The sequence below is a fragment of the Corynebacterium sp. UMB9976 genome (assembly GCF_030212265.1).
Taxonomy (GTDB): Bacteria; Actinomycetota; Actinomycetes; order Mycobacteriales; family Mycobacteriaceae; genus Corynebacterium.
Window position 1 is genome coordinate 1 of record NZ_JASODY010000013.1, and the last position, 20390, is coordinate 20390.

The window sequence follows — 20390 nt, forward strand, 5'->3', positions numbered from 1 at the left end:
GCTCTGCGACGCTGCTGATCTGTGTACGAACGGTTCATAAGTGGAATCCTCCAAGATCCCGTCCGCATCCCCTTTTGACCCTTAACCCTGAGTTCTGAACCACGCAGCACGAGCACAGACCCGCTCCTTCAAGCCCCGGCAGGCTTCCGCCTGCGCCGGGTGAGCCCAGCCGACATTCCCCAGATCCTGGAGCTCATCCAGGACCTCGCGGAGTATGAGGAGGAGCCGGACGCCGTCCACGCCACCGAGGAATCCCTCCACGAGCACCTCTTCGGGGAGAACCCGGCTGTGTTCGGGCACGTCGTTGAGGTGATCGACGGGGACGTCGCGGATAGCAGCGGCGCCGAGAATGGGGACGTCGCGCCGGGCGAGCACCCACGTCTGGCCGGCATGGCGCTGTGGTTCCTCAACTTCTCCACCTGGGAGTGCACCCACGGCATCTACCTGGAGGACCTCTATGTCCGCCCCGAATACCGGAAGAACGGGCTCGGGAAACTACTGCTCCAGCAGCTCGCGCACGTGTGCGTGGCCCGCGGCTACCAGCGCATGGAGTGGTCCGTGCTGAAGTGGAACGAGCCCAGCATCCAGTTCTATAAGTCCTTCGGCGCCTACCCCATGTCCGGGTGGGACACCTACCGGCTGGACGGCGACGCGCTGCGGGGCTTCGGCGCTTAAGCTTTCGCCTGAGGAGTCTGAGTACCACGACGGGCCTACGGCGGCGGGGCTGCGGCGGGGCTGCGGCGGGGCGTCTTGAGTTTTAAGAAAGCCTTGCCCGGCTGATGGAGAGGAGCCCAGCCGGTAAAGTTGGGCACCGCACAATATAAGGACAAAGGATTGATGGCATGACCTACCCCAATAACAACGAAGGCCAGTACAACCAGGGCTACGGCCAGCAAGGCTACGGCCAGGGTTATGGCCAGCAGGGTTATGGCGAAGGCTACGGTCAGGAGCAGTACAACCAGGGCTATTACGAGGCCCAGCCTTCGCAAGAGGGCCTGATCGCGGGCCGTTTCCAGACGAAGAAGGTGGTCAGCAACCTGGTGCTGCTCGCGCTGCTCGGCGCGGTCGTGACCTTCGCCGTCGTCTTCCTCGTCGACCTGCTGGTCGCCCAAATCGCGGGCTACAGCGCCGGTGGCGTGTCCTCCGCCGTGCTCGCGGCCGTCGTCGCCGGCCTGATCGGCATCGGCGCGGGTCTGTTGTACATCCCGGTCTCCGGGACGGGCAATGAGCACCTCTTCGGCATCGCCGTGATCGCGCTCGCGGTGGTGGCCGCGGTGCTGTGGGTGCTGCTCGGCGGGCTGCTGGACGGGGACTGGGCGACCCTGGTGACGCTCGCGGGCATCGTCTGCACCGCCACGATCGCTTACGCCACCCCGAGCCGCATCGAGTCCGCCGCCATCTACTAACCGGCGAGGAGCGGTTAAGGCGCGCAGCGGGCAGAGCTAGCGCGAAAGCCGCCGACCACTGGTTTTCACCGTGGTCGGCGGCTTTTTATGTGCCTCAGGGAGGGGCCGGGGTGGCCGGACCCTAGCCCAGGAACTTCTCCGCCACGCCCAGCTCCAGCAGCTCCTCGCGGGTCGCAGCCTCGCGGTCCAGCACCTCGCGGACCACCATGCGCATCTGCTCATCCGGCTGCGGGATGCGGCGCTGGCGGCTCATCAGGGAGGTCAGCACGCTCGGCTGCTCCTTGAAGCAGTGCCACAGCACCGCGTTGGCCAGGGACTCCAGCACCAGGCCGCGGGCTTCGGTGGCGTGCTTCGGCTCCGGGGCGCGCTTGAGGTGGGCAAGCTTGCCGGAACGGCGCGGACGGACGTGCAGATCCTGCTGACCGATGCCGGCCACGGAACCGTCCTTGTTGTAAATCACCGAGGTATAAGGGACGTTGCAGTAACCGTCCTCGGCGACGACCTCCTTCATCCAGGCGAGCAGCTCGTCGGTGACCTCGACGTCGAGGTAGGCGCCGCGACGTCCCGGGGAGAGGTACTGGAAGGTGCCGGTGCGGGTCCAGGCCTCATAGTCCGAACCCAGGCGGCCCATGACCAGCGTGCCGAAGAGCACGTCCGTCATGGAAAACAGCGTGCCGCCGAAGCCCGCGCCGTGCATATTGCGGTTCCACCAGCGCAGGTTCAGCTCCAGGCGGCCGGCGGACCAGTCATCCGCGATGTGCGTGATGCGCACGCCCGCGCCCAGCAGCGGGGGCCACAGGTTGAACAGTCGCCGTGCCAGGCTGGGGTTCTCGAAGCCTTCGCGCAGCACCTTTTGCGGCAGCTTGAGCTTTTGGAAGGGCTTGCCCGCGGCGCCCGTGATCGTCTTGACTGCTGAATTCATAAAATTCATGTTCCCATAAGTGGGCGGGGCTTGCTGACACACCGCGGGTTTTCCTCGGGCTGCTAAGGTTTTTCGCATGTCAAAACCAGATTTCGCCCGGGCGCAGCACCTGCTCGGACCTGTTGTGCTGGTCGTGGGGCTGATCGTTGGTGCGGTCGGCATCACCGCTGGCGTCCAGCACGCGCTATCCGCGTACCTGCTGGATGTGGGCGTGTTTCGCGATGCCGGGCAAGCCTTCATCGACGGCGAGAACCTCTACGTGGACTTCGACACCCGTTCCGGATTCCGCTTCATCTACCCGCCCTTCGCCGCCCTGCTGTTTGCCCCGCTGACCTGGGTGGGGGAGCAGACCATGGAGGTCCTCTGGACGCTGGCCAGCGTGGCAGCCCTCTTTGGCATCATCGCGATGGCGGTGCGGTGGCTGCAGCGCAGTGGGCTTGGCCTGCCGGGGCCGATGGATAACCGCTACTTCTGGGCCTGGTCCATTGGGCTTACCGGCCTTGCCACCTGCTTCGAGCCGGTGCGGGCCCACCTCAACTACGGCCAGATCAACGTCTTTCTGATCCTGCTGGTCGCCGCGGACGTTTTCGGCTTCACGCCGCGACGCGTCCGGGGCCTGGGAATCGGTATCGCCGCGGGCATCAAGATCACCCCGGCGGCCTATGCGCTGATCTTCCTGGTGCGCAAGGACTTCGCTTCCGTCGCCCGCTCCGCCGGGTTCTTCCTGCTCACCGCGGTCATCGGGTGGATCCTGCGCCCCGAGGCCTCCCGCTACTTCTGGACGACCGAGTTCGTGAACGAGGAGCGGGGCGGTGCGCCGCCGTATCCGCCGAACCAGTCGCTGACCGGGCTGATCGCCCGCCTGGGGGTCGACGGGGACACCGCGCTGGCGATCATGAAGCCGGGCTTCCTCATCATCGCCGCGCTTAGCCTGTGGGGCGCCTGGCGCTTCGAGCGCACCGGCCGCCGCGTGCACGCCCTGATCCTGGTGATCCTGGGGGTGTGCCTGGCCGGGCCGCTGGCTGTCACGCACCACTGGATCGGCATCGTGCTGGTCTTCCCGCTGGTGTTCTGCACCCGCTCACAGGCGGTCCGCATCGCCGCGTTGCTGGTGATCGTGGCCAACTACCTGGGACTGCACGACCTGTACCCGGATCAGGAGACCTACGCCTTCGAACCGGGCCTGTGGCTGTTGGGTAATTCCCAGGGCTGGACCGGCCTGATTCTATTCTGTGTTCTATTAATTCACGCCTGGAAGACCGAACCTGTCGGGGGCGTGGGCTATGCTGCCAGCCATGAAGAAAACCAGCCCTCACCAGCGGTGGAAGACGCCCGCTAGGGCGCTCCGCCCAGTACTGGCAGTCTTGGGTGCCACCGGACTGCTTTTCGCCACTGCGTGCGAGCTCGAAACCGAAGAGCCCGTCGGCGAGAGTTCGGCTGCCACCAGTGCGGCGAGCGATACGGCCGAATCCTCCCCAGCACCAGAGGAGAAGGCAGCAGCCGCCGCCGACGCGTCCCCGGCCCCGGAGGAGAAGAAACCGGAGGATACGGACGCGGTGCGGATCGTCCGCGGCAAACTCGACGAGCTGGCCGTCAAGGGGCGCGCGCCGAAGACCGGCTACGAGCGCTCCCAGTTCGGCCAGCGGTGGAAGGACATCGACCGCAACGGCTGCGACCAGCGCAATGACGTCCTGGCCCGCGACATGACGATGGTCTCGGCACCGAAGGGCTGCAAGGTGCTCGCTGGCCAACTCAAGGAGCCGTATACCGGGCAGGTCATGAACTTCCAGCGCGGGCCGCAAACCTCCAACGAGGTTCACATCGACCACGTGGTGGCGCTCTCGGATGCCTGGCAGAAGGGCGCCCAGCAGCTCAGTCCGGAGCGCCGCGAGGCCTTCGCCAATGACCACCGCAACCTCTTGGCCGTTCAGGGGAAGGCGAATACCCAGAAGGGGGACGGAGACGCCGCGACCTGGCTGCCGAAGAATAAGGGTTTCCGCTGCCAGTACGTCGCCATCCAGGTGAACGTGAAGCACGCCTACCAGCTGTGGGTCACCGCTGCGGAGAAGGAGGCCATCAACCGGGTGCTCGACGGCTGCGGCCCGGGCTCCATCAACCTCGCCGGGGACGGCACCGGCACCGGGCCGCACGCCATCGACGGCCTGCTGCGACCGGGTGCGGCCCAGCTTCCGCCGCCGCAGCCTGCCCCGCCGGCTCCGCCGAAGCCGCGACCGGCTCCGGCCCAGCCAGCCCCCGCACCGCTGGCCCCAGCGCCGGTGGCCCCTGCACAGTCGGGTGGCGCGGTGTACTACAAGAATTGTGCCGCGGCTCGGGCGGCCGGGGCTGCCCCGATCTACGCTGGTCAGCCTGGTTACCGCCCGGGCTTGGATGGTGACAAGGACGGCGTGGCCTGCGAATAGGCCAGCGAGGCCGAATGGGGGTATGTCCTGCTGGGGTGTTGGGCTCCGGTGCAGCCCCGCTGCCGCGGGCTGCCTAGGCGCCGAAGCGGGCGAAGCCCTCGCGGAGCTGCTCGGCATCAGCACCCGCGGCCAGCAGCACGTGCGCCAACAGCCGGGCCTTCCGGGCCGTGAGCGAACCGGCCAGGATGAAGCCGCGCTCCAATAGGTCGGCCTCGGAGCCCGGGTAGCCATAGGTGCGGGTCAGGGTCCGCCCCGCCCCCGTGCGGGAGGCCACGATCACCGGGGTTCCCTCCTCGAGCACCTTTTCCAGGGCGTCGGCGGCAGGCACCGCCAGGTGTCCCACGCCCGGGCCGCTGGCCACGATTGCCCGCGGGCTCATCTGCGCCAATGCGGCGACCCACTCGCCGTCCTCGGCCACTGCGCTCTCCACGATCGGGATACGCACCGGCTCGTCCGCCGGGGCGGGCAGGGCGGCCTCGCGCCGGGCGGGCCGGAACTGCAGGTGCAGCTCGCGCTCGAAGATCCGCCCCAGCGGGCCCCAGCCGGGGGACTGGAAGGTGGACAGCGCGGTGGCGTCCGTCTTCGCGACGGTGCGGGCGGCGTGGACGGTGTCGTCCAGAACAACGAGGACGCCGAGGCCGCGGGCGTCCGGGCTGGCGGCGGTGAGGACGGCGGACATGAGATTCGCCGGGCCGTCGGAACTCAACAGGTTCGGCGAGCGCATCGCGCCGGTGAGCACGATCGGTTCCTCCCGGCCCCACATCAGGTCGAGCAGGAAGGCGGTTTCCTCGAGGGTGTCGGTGCCGTGGGTGAGGACGACGCCCGCGGCGCCAGCGCCCACGGCCTCTTCCGCGTAGCGCAGCGCGGCGAGGATATCCGACATGGTGATCGCCGGGGAGGCGACGTTGTTGATGGTCTTCGCGCTGATCCGGGCGACGTCTTGCAGGTCGGGGACGGCGGCGATCAGGTCCTCGGCCCCGAGCTGGGGGTTGACGGGAGAAGTCGCGTTCTGGGAGCTCATGGCGATGGTGCCGCCGAGTGCGCCGACGGAAATCTGGGGAAGCATGCTCTCACTTTAAGCATTCCGGGCGGCGGGTGAACAGCGCGCGGGCGGCGTGTGGGTGGGCTAGTAAGCGGCGAATGCGCGGAGCAACTGGCTGAACGGCGTGCGGGGCGTGACTGCCCGCCCCGGTAGCATCTGGCGCATGGAGAATAAGCCTGTGGCGCTGCGCTACGCCATCATCCTGATCCCGGCCGTGTTGGGTGCTGCCAGCCTGTTCTGGGTCTCTTCCTCGCCCGCTGGTTCGGCCAGCTTCTACCTGGCCACCGCCGTGGCCTTCCTGGTGTGGCTTAGCGCGTGGCTGGGTGTCGGCGACCGCCGCTGCTTTAGCCCGCGCGCCGGCTCCACGGCCGCCCGCGAGCTCGGGATCGGCGTGGGTCTGGGCGTGGTGCTGCTCGGGATCTTCCTGCTGGGCGCGATGGTGACCCGCACCATCCCGGTGCTGGCGGAGCCGGTCGCGGGGCTGATGGACAACATGCGGGTGGACGCGCTGTGGGCCACGGTGCTGACCTTGGTGCTCAATGGGGTGGGGGAGGAGCTCTTCTTCCGCGACGTCGCTCGCCGCGCCCTGGATTCCCTCGCGAGCCCCGCCGCCTCCCTCGGCCTGCAGGTGGCGCTCTATGTGCTGGTCACGGTGGCGATGGGCGTCCCGCTGCTGCTGGTCGGTTCGCTCTGTATTGGCTTGTTTACCGCGCTGCTCGCCCGCCGGTACGGCAATATCCTCGGCGCCACTGCGCTGCACCTTTCCTGGAGCACCGGCATGGCCTTCCTGCTCCCGCTGTTCTTCTAGCACCCCGACCCGGCCATTCGCCTTGACCGGGGGTGAGCTGCACCATATTCTTACTTAGTGTCAATATGACATTAAGTAGTGAGGAGGCCCGGCATGAGGCGCTGGACCGGCCTAAACGTCGCCGAAAGGCGGCAACTCGGCCCCACGGTGGCGGTGTCCACGGTGGCTTTCGCCATCGACCCACCACACGTGGAGGGCGCCAGCCCCGCCCTGTGGGTGCCACTCGTGCGCCGCATCCGGCCACCCTTCGAGGGCGCCTGGGCGCTGCCCGGCGGGCCCACCGAGTGGAATAAAACCCTCACCGAAACCGCACTGGAGAACCTCGTCGCCGCCGCCCAGGCGGAGCCGAACTACCTGGAACAGCTCTACGCCTTCGGATCGGTGGAACGCTCCGCCGAGGCGCAGCGCACCGTGACCATCGCCTACTGGGCACAGTTCCGAGACAGCGACTTCCAGCAGCAGTGCCGTCCAGAACAACAGAACATCGCCTGGTTCCGCACCGATGACCTCCCACCCCTGGCCTTCGACCACGCGGAAATCATCGCCGCGGGCATCGACCGGCTGCGAAGAAGGACCGAAAAAGCCCTCGTCGCGCACCGTTTCCTGGAGGACTCCTTCACCATCGCCGAACTACGGCAGGTCCAGGAGGTCATCCTCGGCAAGAAGCTCGACCCGGCCAACTTCCGTCGCCAGGTCCTCGCCAGCGGGGACGTCGAGGAAACCGGGAAACACCAGGAAGGCACCAAACACCGACCAGCGAAGTACTACCGCTTCGTCCCCGAATCCGACCGGCCGGAACTGTAGAAACCGACAACCGGCGACACGACACCTGACACGACTAGCCCACCACTCAACCCGCCTGCCTACACCGGCAGCCACCACAGAAAGCGCAAGACTATGAGCTCCGTAACAAACCTCATCCTCAAGGCCGCCGACGCTGAGTCCAGCACCTGCGACTCCCAGCTGCCCGCCGAGCCCTGGGAGGTCGACCAGAACTCCTCCTACGGGCCGGGCGCTTCCCACGGCGATGACTTCCCGACCGCCGCACCCCGCCAGGGCGTGCTGCCGGAGCGCTATACCACCGCCACCCCGGACGAGCTGGACGCCATGATCACCACCGCCCGCGAGACCCTCGGCGACCGGGTGAAGATCCTGGGCCACTTCTACCAGCGCGACGAGATCGTGAAGTTCGCGGACTTCGTGGGTGATTCCTTCAACCTCGCCCAGGCGGCGAAGGCCCACCCGGAGGCCGAGGCCTTCGTCTTCTGTGGCGTGCACTTCATGGCGGAGACCGCGGACATCCTCTCCCAGGACAACCAGGCCGTGATCCTGCCGAACCTCTCCGCGGGCTGCTCCATGGCCGATATGGCCAACATCAGCCAGGTCGAGGCCTGCTGGGAGGAACTCAGCGAGGTGCTGGGTACCAACGGGGACGTTGCTGCTGACGGTGCCGTCGCCGACAAGGCACCGCTGATCCCGGTGACCTACATGAACTCCGCCGCGGACATTAAGGCCTTCTGCGGCCGCAACGGCGGGATCGTCTGCACCTCCTCGAACGCCCGCACCGTCCTGGACTGGGTTTTTGAGCGCGGCGAGCGGGTCGTCTTCCTGCCGGACCAGCACCTGGGCCGCAACACCGCCCGCGCCATGGGAATCCCGGACGAGCAGATCATCATGTGGCACCCGCACCTGCCGCTGGGCGGCAACACCGCCGAGGAGATCCGGGCGGCGAAGGTGATCCTGTGGAACGGCTTCTGCTCCGTGCACAAGCGCTTCACCGTCGCCCAGATCGAAAAGGCGCGCGCTGAGTTCCCGGGCGTGCGCGTTGTCGTCCACCCTGAGTGCCCGGCCCCGGTCGTCGACGCCGCGGACGTCTCCGGCTCCACCGAAGTCATCCGCCGCGAGGTGGAGGCCTCGAAGCCGGGCGACGTCATCGCCATCGGCACCGAGATCAACATGGTCAACCGCCTGGCCCAGCAGTACCCGGACCGCACCATCTTCTGCCTGGACCCGGTGGTCTGCCCGTGCTCCACGATGTACCGCATCCACCCCGCGTACCTGGCCTATGCGCTGGAGTCCCTGGTGGACGGCAAGGTGGTCAACCAGATCACCGTGGACGAGGCCGTCGCCGAGCACGCCGAGGTTGCCCTCGAGCGCATGCTGGCCGCGAAGCCTCACTGATGCCGCAGGTCAACGTCCTAGGCTCCGGGGTGGCCGGCATGGTCGCCGCGCTCACCGCGGCGGCCGCTGGTGCCGAGGTCGCCCTGATCTATCCGGGTGACAGCATCGCCGCCAGCCGGGGTGCCACGCAGCTCGCGCAGGGTGGGATCGCCGCCGCGATCGACCCGGCCGATAGCGTGACCGCGCACGTGGCGGACACCCTGGCCGCGGGGGCGGGGCTGGTCGCGCCGGGCACCGAGGAGGCCCGGGCGGTCGAGTTCCTGGCCGCGGAAGGCGCGGTGGCGGTGCGCCGCCTGCTCGCGGCCGGTTTCCCCGCCGACCTGCTCCCGGATGGCACGCCTGCGCTCGCGCTGGAGGCGGCGCACAGCGCGGAGCGGATCGTCCACGCCTGGGGTGATCGCACCGGCGCGGCGCTGCACGCCTTCCTCGCGGAGAAGGTGGCAGAGAAGGTTGAGCAGAAGGCGGGCGAACGCAGTGGTGGCTCGCAGGGTGGTGGGATCACCCAATACCCCGGCTGCCAACTGGCCGAACTGCTTCTCACGGATGGCGTGGTCACCGGCGCCCGGGTGCGCCGCGCGGGTGACACGATAGACCTCCGTGCGGATGCGACCATCGTCGCCACCGGCGGATATAGCGGCATCTTCCCGCGCTCCACCAGCGGTGGGGTGTGCACGGGTGCTGGGATCCTCGCGGCGGCCCGCGCCGGGGCGGTGTTGGCGGATATGGAGTTCGTCCAGTTCCACCCCACTGTCCTGGCGGGCACCAACTTCCTCATCTCCGAGGCGGTGCGCGGGGCCGGGGGAGTGCTGCTCGATGATGCGGGCCAGCGCTTCCTGAAGAACGTCGACCCGAGCGCAGAGCTCGCGCCCCGCGACGTCGTCGCCACCGGGGTGTGCCGCGCCCTGCACGAGCACACCGAGAACGTGTGGCTGGACGCCCGCCACATCCCGCAGCTGACCGAGGAATTCCCAGGCATCACCGCGATGCTCGCCTCGCAGGGCATCGACTGGCGCCACGAGCTCGTTCCGGTCGCCCCGGCCGCGCACTACTGCATGGGCGGAATCGCCACCGACCTGCACGGACGCACCAGCGTTCCCGGTCTCTACGCAGCTGGTGAGGCCGCCCGGACCGGCGTGCACGGGGCGAACCGTCTGGCGTCGAACTCCCTTTTGGAGGCGCTGGTCTTCGCCGCCGCAGCTGGCAAGGACGCCGCCGCGCAGACCCCCGGCGACCGGGGGCAGCAACCCACGGGCCTGGCCACCGCGACCGCCGAGGGGCGTGTGCTGGACGTCGAACTGACGCTGCCGGAAGGCACCGGGCAGGACGACGCCGGGCAGGACGACGCCGCCGCACAGGGTGACTCCGCTGCGCGGAACGCCGTGGGCGAGGGGCTGGACGTCGAAAGAACCGGCGAGGGCATCCGGCAGGCCCGGCAGCGGCTCGCGGAGACCCCCGGCGCCATCGCCACCGTCGCGCAACTCGTGGCCACCGCGGCGGAGGCCCGGACCGAATCCCGGGGAGCCCACCGCCGCCGCGACTATCCCCGCACAGACCCGGCCCAGGCTAACTCCCGTTTCCTGCGGGCCGTCCCCGCCGGAACGTGACGCCCAGGAAAGCACCCTGACCAGCTAGCACAACGCGGCGACAAGCCCCACGGCAACAAGCCCCACGACAACAAGACCTGTAGAAGAACCCGAAAGGCCCCATGCTCACCCAAGACACCATCACCACCGCCGTCCGCGCCGCCCTCGCCGAGGACGCCCCGTGGGGAGACATCACCTCCGAGGCGACCATCCCCGCCGACGCCCGCCTCCGCACCGCGCTGACCGCCCGCGAGGACGGGGTCTTCGCCGGCGGGCAGGTCGTCCGCGCCGCCTTCGAGCTCACCGACCCGGCGATCACCGTGACCGAGCTGGCCGCCGAGGGCACCCGCTTCACCGCGGGGCAAAAGCTCGCGGTCATCGAGGGCCCGGCCCGCGGCGTGCTCACCGCCGAGCGCATCGCCCTGAACTTCGCGCAGCGCATGTGCGCGATCGCTACCCTGACCGCCCGCTACGTCAGCGCCGTCGCAGGCACGAATGCCCGCATCGTCGACACCCGGAAAACCACCCCTGGCCTGCGGGCCTTCGAGAAGCACTCCGTGCGCGTCGGCGGCGGCCACAACCACCGCTACGGGCTCTCCGACGCCGTGATGGTCAAGGACAATCACCTCGCCGCACTCACCGCCAGCCTCGGGGAGGGCTCGATCACCGAGGCCTTGCGCGTCGTCCGCAACCGGGTCGGCCACACCACCCACATTGAGGTGGAGGTCGACCGCATGGACCAGATCGAGCCAGTCTTGGCCGCCGGGGTGGACAGCATCATGCTGGATAACTTCGGCCCCGCCGAGCTCGCGGAGGCCGTGGCCCTGATCGACGGCCGCGCTGCCACCGAGGCCAGCGGCAACGTCAGCCTGGAGACGGTCGCGGAGCTCGCGGCCACCGGCGTGGACGTCATCTCCGTCGGCAAGCTCACCCACTCCGCAGGCTCCCTTGACCTGGGGCTCGACGCTCTGGATCCGGCCTAATGTCCCGCTACCTCGACGCCGCCGCCACCGCACCGCTCCACCCGGCCGCCCGGGAGGCGATGAACCGGGTGTGGGACGCCGGTCCGGGTAATGCCGCCAGCGTGCACAGCGCCGGGCACCGAGCGGACCGGGAGCTCGACCACGCCCGCACCACGGTGGCGCGGGCGTTCGGCGTCCCCACAGACGGCGTGATCTTCACCGCCGGCGGGACGGAGGCGAATAACCTCGGCATCATCGGACGCGCGCTCGCCAATCCGCGCGGGCGCCGGGTCGTGACCACGAAGGCCGAGCACTCCTCTGTGCTGGCCAGCGTGGACTACCTGCGACGCATCCACGGCTTCACCGTGGACTACCTGCCCGTCGACGCGACGGGACGCGTGCTCGATACCGCCGCCCGGGAGTTCCTCACCGCGGATACCACGCTGGTCGCCGTGGGCCTGGCCAATGCGGAGGTCGGCAGCGTGAGCAGCATCGAAAACCTCAGCTCCACCGCCCGCGAGCTGGGGATTTCCCTTCACATCGATGCCGTCCAGGCCGCCGCCGGCCTGCCGGTGAGCTTCGCGGACGGGGGCTGGCCCGGTGCTGGAGTAACCAGCGCGGCGGTGGCCTCCCATAAATTCGGCGGACCGCAGGGCATGGGCGCCCTACTCCTGCCCAGGGATATCGCCTTAGAGCCCGTCATCCACGGCGGGGAGCAGGAAAATGGGCGGCGCGCGGGCACCAGCAATATCGCCGGTGCTGCGGGTTTCGCTGCTGCCGTCGCCGCCACCCGTGCGGTGATCGGCACCCGCGCCGTGGAACTCATGGCCTCCCGTGACGCGCTGATCGAGGCCGTGCTCGCGGACGTGCCGGGGGCGGCGCTGACCGGGCACCCCACCGAGCGGTTGCCCAACCACGCCTCCTTCGTCGTCGAGGGGGTCAGCGGTGAGTCCCTGCTGGTGGCGCTGGATACCGCGGGCTTCGCGGTGAGCTCCGGATCGGCCTGCCGTGCGGGCCAGTCCGAGCCCTCCCCGGTGTTGCTAGCGATGGGCTATAGCCCGGAGGTGGCGCAATCCGCCCTCCGCTTCACCTTGCCTTCACCCCTGAAGGAGGCAGAGATCGAACAGATTATTCGAATCTTAAGGGCTGAAATTCTTTCTGTCCGCCCCAATGGCTAGGTTTATTCCCAGTTCAATGGATACGTAGTTTCACGCCCCCTGACCGGCGGGGCTACGCAGAATTTAAGGATTATTGATGGATCTGCGCCAACTCATCGATAACACCCGGATGTCCGGTTATCAGTGGCTCATCATCGCGGTCGCCGCCTTCGTCAACGCCCTGGACGGCTATGACCTGGTCGCGATGGCTTTTTCCGCCAATGCGGTGACTAAGGAGTTTGATCTCAGCGGCGCCACCCTCGGCTGGCTGCTGGCCTCCGCGCTGATCGGCGTGGGGGTTGGTGCGGTGGCGTTGGCCCCGCTGGCCGACCGCTTCGGCCGGAAGCGCCTGATCGTGATCTCCCTGGTGATCACCCTGGCCGGGCTGATTGCCACCGGGTTCAGCAGCGGCGTGCCGGAGCTGTTCGTGTACCGCGTGATCACCGGCATCGGCGTGGGCGGCGTGCTCGCGTGCGTGACCGTGCTGACCTCCGAGTTCTCCAATCTGCGCTTCCGCGGCCTGGCGATGGCGATCTACGCCGCGGGCTACGGCCTGGGTGCCTCCCTGTGCGGCACGATTGCCTCCACCCTCATCCCGGATCATGGTTGGCGTGTCGTGTTTTTCGCTGGCGCGGTGCTGACGACGGTCGCGCTGCTCGCCGTGCTCTTCTTCGTTCCGGAGACCCCGGAGACCCTCGCCGCCCGCGGGGACGACGCCGCCCTCCAGCGTCTGGCCCGGCGCATGGGCAAGGTGCCGGCTGGCACGGAGGATCAGCAGCGGGTGACCGTCGCGGTCCCCTCGGCTGCAGAGCGGGGCCGTGCCCGCGACCTGCTGGGCCCGGAGCTGCTGCGCAACACCCTGCTGCTGTGGCTGGGCTTCGCGCTGGTGAACTTCGGTTTCAACTTCGCGAATCAGTGGACCCCAAAACTGCTCACCGAGGTGGGGCTGAGCGAGCAGCTCAGCACGCTGGGCGGGATCATGCTCGCCCTGGGCGGAACGGTGGGCTCCGTGCTCTTCGGTCTGCTGACCACCCGACTGAGCACCCGCACCACACTGGTGATCTTCGCCCTCACGGCGGGCTGGGTCCTGGTTGCCTTCATCCTCAGCACGGACTTCCCGGTGCTCATGCTGGCGCTGGGCGTGGCCGTGGGCATGCTGCTCAACGGCTGCGTGACCGGCATGTACACGATTACCCCGCAGTCCTACGCCTTCCACCTGCGCAGCACCGGCGTGGGCATGGCGCTGGGCGTGGGGCGCATCGGTGCGATCATGGGCCCGCTCGTCGTCGGCTACCTGGTGGACTCGGGGTGGTCGCCGCTGGCGCTCTACGTTGGCGCTGCAGTGGTCATGCTCGTTGTGGCCGTGGCTATCGGCGCTGTGCAGGGGCCGGCCACACTCGTTGCGGGACGGCCGGGCTCTGTGAGCACCGACCGGGTGAGCAGCGACCGGGACTAGGTCCCCGTCGGCGAATCGGCGCGCGTGTCTGCGGTGCCGACTAGCCTGAGGGGCATGACTAACACCACGGATAACACCCGCACCGCCGTCGTCACCGGGGCCTCCGCAGGCATCGGGGCCGCCGCTGCAGAAGCACTCGCCGCCGACGGCTGGCACGTCGTCCTCACCGCCCGCCGCGAGGACCGCCTCCGGGAGGTACAGGCCCGAATTCAGGACGCCGGCGGCCAGGCCACCGTCATCGTCCTCGACGTCACCGACCAGGCCTCCATCGACGCGGTGGCCGAACAGCTCGCCGCGGAATTCGGCAGCGTTGACCTGCTGGTCAACAATGCGGGCGGGGCGCGCGGCCTGGAACCCATCGTGGAGACCGACCCGGCGGACTGGCGCTGGATGTTCGAGGCCAATGTGATGGGAACCCTGCAGGTCACCCGCGCCCTATACGAACAGCTCAAGGCCGGGCAGGCACCACAGGTGATCAACGTGGTCTCCATGGCCGGGCGTGGCGCATACCGGAACGGGGCGGGCTATAACGCCGCGAAGTTCGGGGAGACCGCACTGACGGACGTGATGCGCATGGAGTTCGCCGAGGACGGCATCCGCGTCTGCCAGCTGGACCCGGGCCGCGTTGCTACCGACTTCTCGCTAAACCGCTTCAAGGGGGATCAAGCCCGCGCGGACGAGGTCTACGAGGGCGTGCAGAACCTGGTGGCGGAGGATATCGGCGAAACCGTGCGCTGGATCGCGGCCCGGCCCGCGCACATGGATGTGGAGACGATCATGATCAAGCCGATCGATCAGGTCTAAACCAGGGTGCTGGGATAAAAGTTAAAAGGGTACTCTTGAGCCGAAGAGTTACCCTTTAACGCTTAAGGTATAAACCTTGAGCCGAAGGTGTAGCCCTTAATCACTAAAGGATAAGTCTTGGCTTGCCGCCCAGGGCGTGAGCCGTAGCCCGGCTACCCAGGAAGAGGCGTGTATGGGGCACTACGTTGATCAGCATTGGCACCCAATCGATGCACCAGGGGTGCCGAAACGCGATAAGGCTGGTGGACACTTCCGCGCGTTTGTCCCAGATTTTTTGATGCAGGGCCGGCGTGGTGCACCGCTACTTGTCGACGACGACGTGTCGTACAAAGCGGCCGTTGTGGAGCGGAAGATTTTGCAGCTTGGGCGGCTACAAGGCGCCACGCAGTTGGAGAGCATCGCCCGATGGCTGATGCGTTCGGAGGCAGTTGCTTCTTCCAAGATCGAGGGGATTGCGCCGAGGGTAGACAAGATTGCTCTTGCAGAACTCGCGCAGAGTGAGGATGTCCGGGGATTCAAACCGAATGCTGCAGCGGTGGCTCGCAACCTCACCGTGCTCCGTAGCGTGGAGGAACAATTCGAAGCGCTGGGTCCAATCACGGTCGACATGCTGGAGCGTCTGCAGGAGCAGCTCATCGGCGGTGGGCGGAGGATCCCTGTAGGCGTACGTGAGCAACAAAACTGGATCGGTGGCGGGGACTTCACCCCAATTGGAGCAGAGTTCGTTCCGCCCCCGCCAGAATACGTTCCGGAACTTATGGAAGACCTCGTTGAATACCTGAATAGTGCAACCCACGGTGCGCTTCTCCAGGCGGGGATTGTCCACGCACAATTCGAGACGATTCACCCGTTCGCAGATGGGAACGGCCGGGTCGGTCGAGCACTCATTCATGGGGTCCTTCAACGCCGTGGCCTCGCGCCGAAAACCCTCCTGCCCATCAGCCTCGTTCTGGGAACATGGTCGCAGCGCTACGTCGAGGGATTGACCAAGTTCCGGGAGGGGGACCTTTCCGGGTGGCTCGACCTATTCGTTGAAGCGGCTGATGTGGCAGTGGGCCAGGCAGAAGAGCTTTCGAATGAATTGAGCGCTATGGAACAGCAGTGGGCGGAGCAAGTCGATGCTGCGAGGAAGGCTAGCGGGAAGGTGCGAGAACTGCGCCGGGACTCCCTGGTGATACGCCTCTTGGAGGCTTTGCCGGAACACCCAGTGGTCACGGTGGCTACGGTCAACCGCATCTATGGGAAGGCTCCTGCGAGTGCCCGTCAAGCACTGGATTTTTTGGAGGAGGCCGGAATCTTGCGGTCAAAGTCTGTGGGTCCACAAGGACAACGTGGCTACTATGCGGACGACGTGCTCGATCTCATCACCTACGCTGACCGGAAACTCGCTAGTAGCCAATTCGATACACGGCTCGCAGAACCCCAGGGTCGAGGTGCACCAGCCCGGCCGGAGTAGTGGAACTCGCAGAGTGCAGCTTGCTTTCCTGCTGCTGAGCTGGGCGCCGGGCTGGTTCCGGGCAGGAGGGGCGAGCAGCTTCTTGGGTAACCCGAACCCGGCACGACCAGCCACGGGCTAGCCTTGGGCCATGAGCACGAACTCTGGTGTTTTCACGCTGAACGACGGCCTACCGCAAGAACTGATCGACGTCCTGACGGGCGCGCGTAACGTCGTCGTCTTCACCGGCGCGGGAATGAGTAAGGACTCCGGGCTGGACACCTTCCGCGACGCGCAGACAGGTATCTGGGAGCGCATCAACCCGCAGGATATGGCCTCCCTGGACTCCTGGGCCAAGGATCCTGACCCCATGTACGCCTGGTACCTCTGGCGCGGGCATGTCTGCCAGCAGGCACAGCCCAACGCGGGCCACGTGGCCATAGCCGAGTGGGAGAACTCCTCCTGGGCCTCCGAGCGGGGCATCAACCTGCATGTGGTGACCCAAAACATCGACGACCTGCACGAACGGGCGGGCAGCAAGCGGATCTCGCACCTGCACGGCAGCCTCTTCAGCTACCGCTGCGCCATCTGCCACAAGCCCGCCCGCACCCCTGAGTTCCCCGATCAGCAGCTGGAGCGCGTCACCCCGCCGAATTGTTCCCTGTGCGGCAACCCCATCCGCCCGGGCGTGGTGTGGTTCGGCGAGCCGCTGCCGCACCGCGAGTGGGATGCCTCCGAGGCCGCGATGCGGGAGGCTGACCTGGTGGTCATCATTGGCACCTCGGGCGTGGTCTACCCGGCCGCGGGCCTGCCGCAGGTCGCGAAGGCCGCAGGCGCCCGCATCCTGGAGATCTCCCCGGAGCGCACCGACCTCACCCGGCTGGCGGACTGGTCGCTGCGGGCCACCGCGGCGGAGGGTGCCCCGGCGATCGTCGCGGCGGCGAATTAATCGCCGAATGCTTGTCGTGTCAGCTCGCTCCAGAAGTCACCAAAGGAGCCCTTGGAAGAGGAAGAGGACTTGCTGCCGGAGCTGATGTCGTCGACGTCGAAGTCCTCGACGAAATCGGCCCAGCTCTGCGAGCCCACGTCGTAGAACTTCACGACGAGCTTGCCGTCCTCCAGCTCAACGACGTCCAGGCGCTGGCCGGTGTCACGGCCACTCTTATCACCGATCTGGACGGTGTAGCTCTTCTTGAGCTGGCTGTTCTTGTACGCGTCCTTGACCTTGTCTTCGTCGAAGTTCATGGACAGGCGCATGAAGTCCTGGTCATCGACGGTGTACAGGGCCTTCGGGTCCTCAGCACCCAGGTAGCGGTCGATACCACGGTAATCATCGTTGAGATCCAGCTCGTCGATCAGGGCATCCTGGGCCTTGATGTGGATATTCTCCCGGATCCACTTATCCGTCTTGTCCCGGTCGCGCAGCTTCAACAGTTGTTCGATCTTCTTATTCGGCGCACCCTTTCCGGTGACGTTATCGCCGCCCTTGCCGCCGAAGAGGCTCACGGCGGCGAAGATCAGCAGCATCACGACGGCCGTGGCGATCGCGGTGATGAGGATTGCCATCTTGGAGGAGCGGCCGAACTCCTTCTTGGTCTTCTCCACGGCGGGCGCGACCTGCTGTTGGGTCTTCGTACCGGCCTCCTTGAAGCGCTCGCCCAGCGACGGGCCCTGCTTCTCCTGCGAGTGCTGGGCACCTGCTGCGCCAGCCATGCCCGCTGCGCCTGCGGCACCGGCAGCACCAGTTGCAACACCGGCGCCGGCTGCGTGATCGCCCGTCGGCGCAGCGCCTGCGGAGAAGTCCGCGGCGGCGAGCTGGCGGAGGGCGTTGACGTCCACCTCAGGCGCGTTCGGATCATCCAGGCGGGAATCGTAGGCGGTGCGCTTCTGTGGATCACCCAGGATGGAGCGGGCGATCTCCACTTCCTCGCGGCCACCGATATTGTCCAGCTCGTTGTTCTCCAGGCGTTCGGAGAGTTCGGCGCTGATCTCGTCCGGTGCCTTGGAGCGGTCGAGATTGAGAGCTTGATAAAGGTCGTAGTGGGCCATGTGCTTCCTTCCGGCCAGCATCGACGGGTTTTTCTAACAGGAATTTATCAGATCACTGGGAGCGAATGCTCCGCTCTACCGAACTTCCCCGATTGGCCTTCTACCCGCACATTTGCACTATCCGCACGAGACCATTTCGCGTGCGATACCGTGTTTCTTGTTGTGCTCCGATGAAAGGGAGCTGGACGCCACCTGAGAAGGAATCCTGACGTGAATTCGCCTAACCAGAACCAGCCATACGACTGGGGCGTGCCGTCCCAGCCAGCCAACGGGCCTGCGCAGCAGCCCGCCGGCAACGGTGCCCCGCCGCCACAAGGTTCACAGGGCCCACAGGGACCCGTTGGGGGTCAACCGCCGCAGGGGCAGCAAGACAAGCCCCGCAAGAACCTAAAGCCGTGGGCGTTCACCGCACTAGCCGTCGTCGTCATCGCGGCACTGGTCTACGCGGGACTGTGGGTCTACCAGTCCACTCGCGGTACCGAAAAAGGGCCGTTGGGCTGGGATAACGAGCAGATCGCGAAGCACGTCTCCAAGAACAAGCTCGCCGACTGCGACCTGGGGGAAGAGTTCTGGAACTCCGTTGGCCTCAAGGACGTCCAAGTCTCCGGCGACGAGGAGACCTGCCAGGGCTGGTACGAGACCGCCGATGGTGGCGAGGTCCTTGTCACCATGGAGATCGACAGCTCGTCGTCCAGCTTCTCGGTGCCGGACGACAGCGTCTCCCTGAGCAGCGACGGTCTGCGCGGCTGGACCGCGCAGGAAAAGAGCGAGGACGGCTACCTGTCCACCGAGCCGACCGAAAAGTGCACCTACTACAGCAAGAGCGGCCTGTTCGTGGGCACCCTGTCCACTCCGGCGACGTGCGACGCGCTGAAGCCGCTGGCCAGCCAGCTGACAAACCTGGACATTCAGGACCGCGAGGCCACCGCAAGCAAGGACCTGACGGACTTCGACTCCCCGGAGTACCTGCCGGTCAACGTCGAACCGGTCGAGGTTTCCTCCCCGCTGTGGGAGAAGCTGGGCAAGAACGTTGCCAAGACTGGGGAGGCGCAGAAGGTCAAGGACGACGGCTACTCGGGCTCAAAGATCACCGTCGACAAGATCGACGTTGACAAGGCGCAGGTCTGCGCGGACGCGACGTTCCGCCTGGGACGGGAGACTGATCGTTTCGCCTTCCAATTCCACGTCCCGGATATGCGCGTCGTGTTCCCGACGGGTAGCGCGCTCAAGCTGGACCGCGACCCGGAGCGTTTGCGCCTCAAGGAGGGGGCGACCAAGAAACTCAGCTACTGCGGCGACCTCGAGGATGCGGAGTACGTGGGTTACCGCGGGGGACAGGCCTACCTGGTCAGTGACTTGGATAGCAGCGGTGATCTTGAGGGCAGCGCCTGGAAGTTTGATCTCGCCACACAGGACTAAGGCGCCACTAGCGCGGCCAGCTTAGCCTCCCAGTGCCCCCGGCAGCAGTTTCGCGAGCCGGGGGCATCGTGCTTTCTTGAGCTGCAGAACCAGCGAGGCGATGTTTGCTGTGCCTTCCTCATCCGTGCCCTTCTTGCCCGTGCGCGCGGCCACGGCCTGCGCCAACGCACCGGGATGGGTGGTGCCGAGTTCGTGGAGGAAATCGTCGGGGTTGGTGACTCGGTAGCTCTCCCGGGCGGGCTTCTTCGTGAAGTCCGAGGGGCGGTTGAAGCTCAGCAGCGTGGTGGCTTCGCAGGCGGTTGCGGCGGCGTGCACGTGGTAGTCGCCGGGGTCTTTCCCGCTGAAGGCGAGGTCCTTGGGATAGTGGGGGAGGACGTCGTCCATCTCGCGGCGCAGCTCCGCCATCCGCTGATCCCGCTGCGCACCGGTGGATTGCGGTACGCGCCAGTTCATCGTGGCGCCGGTCTCCGACAGGGTTTTTAAGGACGTCACGAGCCGCAGTTCGCACCCCTCACCGACCAGTGCTGCGCGCAGGTCGAAAAGCCACCGCAGCACGGTGGTGCTGGTCAGCACGTTGGCGTCGAGAAAAACGATGTGTGGCATGGCAGGGAGGAACTGAGCGGTTCGGAGCGAATTAATCGAACATATTAGCGAATAAGGGGTATCCTTGTCTGGCTCGTTGCTAGACTAACAGGCGAAAACTTCCGAGAGTGCGCAGGTTAGTTTGTGCGACGCACCACTACGTT

19 protein-coding genes are annotated in these 20390 nt (G+C 66.8%); 15 read left to right on the forward strand and 4 right to left on the reverse strand.

The window, feature by feature from the left end; translation table 11 throughout:
• The first annotated feature begins 150 nt into the window (after positions 1-150).
• Together QP140_RS07005 and QP140_RS07010 are read left to right on the forward strand one after the other, a co-directional pair.
• Positions 151-675 (forward strand): GNAT family N-acetyltransferase, encoded by a 525-nt coding sequence (locus QP140_RS07005; protein WP_284758888.1) that lies wholly within the window; start codon positions 151-153, stop codon positions 673-675.
• A gap of 167 nt (positions 676-842) precedes the next feature.
• Complete coding sequence (locus QP140_RS07010) at positions 843-1406, forward strand: hypothetical protein (RefSeq protein WP_148792317.1); 564 nt, start codon at positions 843-845, stop codon at positions 1404-1406.
• A 121-nt stretch (positions 1407-1527) separates the two neighbouring features.
• Here QP140_RS07010 and QP140_RS07015 read toward each other — a convergent pair whose 3' ends face one another.
• A complete protein-coding gene (locus tag QP140_RS07015) occupies positions 1528-2328 on the reverse strand; it encodes a PaaI family thioesterase (protein ID WP_284758817.1) in 801 nt (266 codons plus the stop codon).
• Between the two features lie 76 nt (positions 2329-2404).
• Here QP140_RS07015 and QP140_RS07020 point away from each other — a divergent pair, with 76 nt between their 5' ends.
• Together QP140_RS07020 and QP140_RS07025 are read left to right on the forward strand one after the other, a co-directional pair.
• Positions 2405-3667 (forward strand): glycosyltransferase 87 family protein, encoded by a 1263-nt coding sequence (locus QP140_RS07020; RefSeq protein ID WP_284758818.1) that lies wholly within the window; start codon positions 2405-2407, stop codon positions 3665-3667.
• Positions 3612-4748: a GmrSD restriction endonuclease domain-containing protein gene (locus QP140_RS07025; protein ID WP_284758820.1), complete on the forward strand. Its 1137-nt coding sequence runs from the start codon at positions 3612-3614 to the stop codon at positions 4746-4748. The genes QP140_RS07020 and QP140_RS07025 overlap by 56 nt, the downstream gene beginning before the upstream one ends.
• Positions 4749-4821: 73 nt before the next feature.
• Here the strand turns inward: QP140_RS07025 and QP140_RS07030 are convergent, their stop codons facing one another.
• Positions 4822-5814: an asparaginase gene (locus QP140_RS07030; RefSeq protein WP_284758822.1), complete on the reverse strand. Its 993-nt coding sequence runs from the start codon at positions 5812-5814 to the stop codon at positions 4822-4824.
• Between the two features lie 139 nt (positions 5815-5953).
• On the opposite strand from QP140_RS07030, the gene QP140_RS07035 reads away from it, so the two are divergent.
• The 10 genes from QP140_RS07035 to QP140_RS07080 all read left to right on the forward strand — a co-directional run bounded on the left by QP140_RS07035 (position 5954) and on the right by QP140_RS07080 (position 17125).
• On the forward strand, positions 5954-6598 hold the full coding sequence (locus tag QP140_RS07035; RefSeq protein ID WP_284758824.1) for a CPBP family intramembrane glutamic endopeptidase: 645 nt from the start codon (positions 5954-5956) through the stop codon (positions 6596-6598).
• Between the two features lie 93 nt (positions 6599-6691).
• Complete coding sequence (locus QP140_RS07040; RefSeq protein ID WP_284758825.1) at positions 6692-7402, forward strand: NUDIX hydrolase; 711 nt, start codon at positions 6692-6694, stop codon at positions 7400-7402.
• A gap of 93 nt (positions 7403-7495) precedes the next feature.
• Complete coding sequence (gene nadA / locus QP140_RS07045) at positions 7496-8779, forward strand: quinolinate synthase NadA (protein WP_284758827.1); 1284 nt, start codon at positions 7496-7498, stop codon at positions 8777-8779.
• Complete coding sequence (locus QP140_RS07050; RefSeq protein WP_284758829.1) at positions 8779-10383, forward strand: L-aspartate oxidase; 1605 nt, start codon at positions 8779-8781, stop codon at positions 10381-10383. Before nadA ends, QP140_RS07050 begins: the two co-directional genes overlap by 1 nt.
• Before the next feature lie 101 nt (positions 10384-10484).
• Positions 10485-11345 (forward strand): carboxylating nicotinate-nucleotide diphosphorylase, encoded by an 861-nt coding sequence (gene nadC, locus QP140_RS07055; RefSeq protein WP_284758830.1) that lies wholly within the window; start codon positions 10485-10487, stop codon positions 11343-11345.
• Complete coding sequence (locus QP140_RS07060; RefSeq protein ID WP_284758831.1) at positions 11345-12502, forward strand: cysteine desulfurase family protein; 1158 nt, start codon at positions 11345-11347, stop codon at positions 12500-12502. The genes nadC and QP140_RS07060 overlap by 1 nt, the downstream gene beginning before the upstream one ends.
• Before the next feature lie 76 nt (positions 12503-12578).
• Entirely contained in the window at positions 12579-13937 is a 1359-nt protein-coding gene (locus QP140_RS07065) for an MFS transporter (protein WP_284758832.1), read from the forward strand.
• A 54-nt stretch (positions 13938-13991) separates the two neighbouring features.
• On the forward strand, positions 13992-14741 hold the full coding sequence (locus tag QP140_RS07070; protein ID WP_284758834.1) for an SDR family oxidoreductase: 750 nt from the start codon (positions 13992-13994) through the stop codon (positions 14739-14741).
• A gap of 172 nt (positions 14742-14913) precedes the next feature.
• Positions 14914-16197 (forward strand): Fic family protein, encoded by a 1284-nt coding sequence (locus QP140_RS07075; RefSeq protein WP_284758836.1) that lies wholly within the window; start codon positions 14914-14916, stop codon positions 16195-16197.
• Between the two features lie 157 nt (positions 16198-16354).
• Positions 16355-17125 carry an NAD-dependent deacylase gene (locus tag QP140_RS07080; protein WP_187441077.1) on the forward strand — a complete coding sequence of 257 codons (771 nt, stop codon included), beginning with the start codon at positions 16355-16357 and terminating at the stop codon, positions 17123-17125.
• Here the strand turns inward: QP140_RS07080 and QP140_RS07085 are convergent.
• Positions 17122-18225, reverse strand: a complete 1104-nt coding sequence (locus QP140_RS07085) for a hypothetical protein (protein ID WP_284758838.1) — start codon at positions 18223-18225, stop codon at positions 17122-17124. The genes QP140_RS07080 and QP140_RS07085 overlap by 4 nt on opposite strands.
• A 210-nt stretch (positions 18226-18435) precedes the next feature.
• Here QP140_RS07085 and QP140_RS07090 point away from each other — a divergent pair, with 210 nt between their 5' ends.
• Positions 18436-19644 (forward strand): proline-rich domain-containing protein, encoded by a 1209-nt coding sequence (locus tag QP140_RS07090; protein ID WP_284758839.1) that lies wholly within the window; start codon positions 18436-18438, stop codon positions 19642-19644.
• 21 nt (positions 19645-19665) lie between these two features.
• Here the strand turns inward: QP140_RS07090 and QP140_RS07095 are convergent, their stop codons facing one another.
• On the reverse strand, positions 19666-20247 hold the full coding sequence (locus QP140_RS07095; RefSeq protein ID WP_284758841.1) for a hypothetical protein: 582 nt from the start codon (positions 20245-20247) through the stop codon (positions 19666-19668).
• Positions 20248-20390 lie beyond the last annotated feature (143 nt).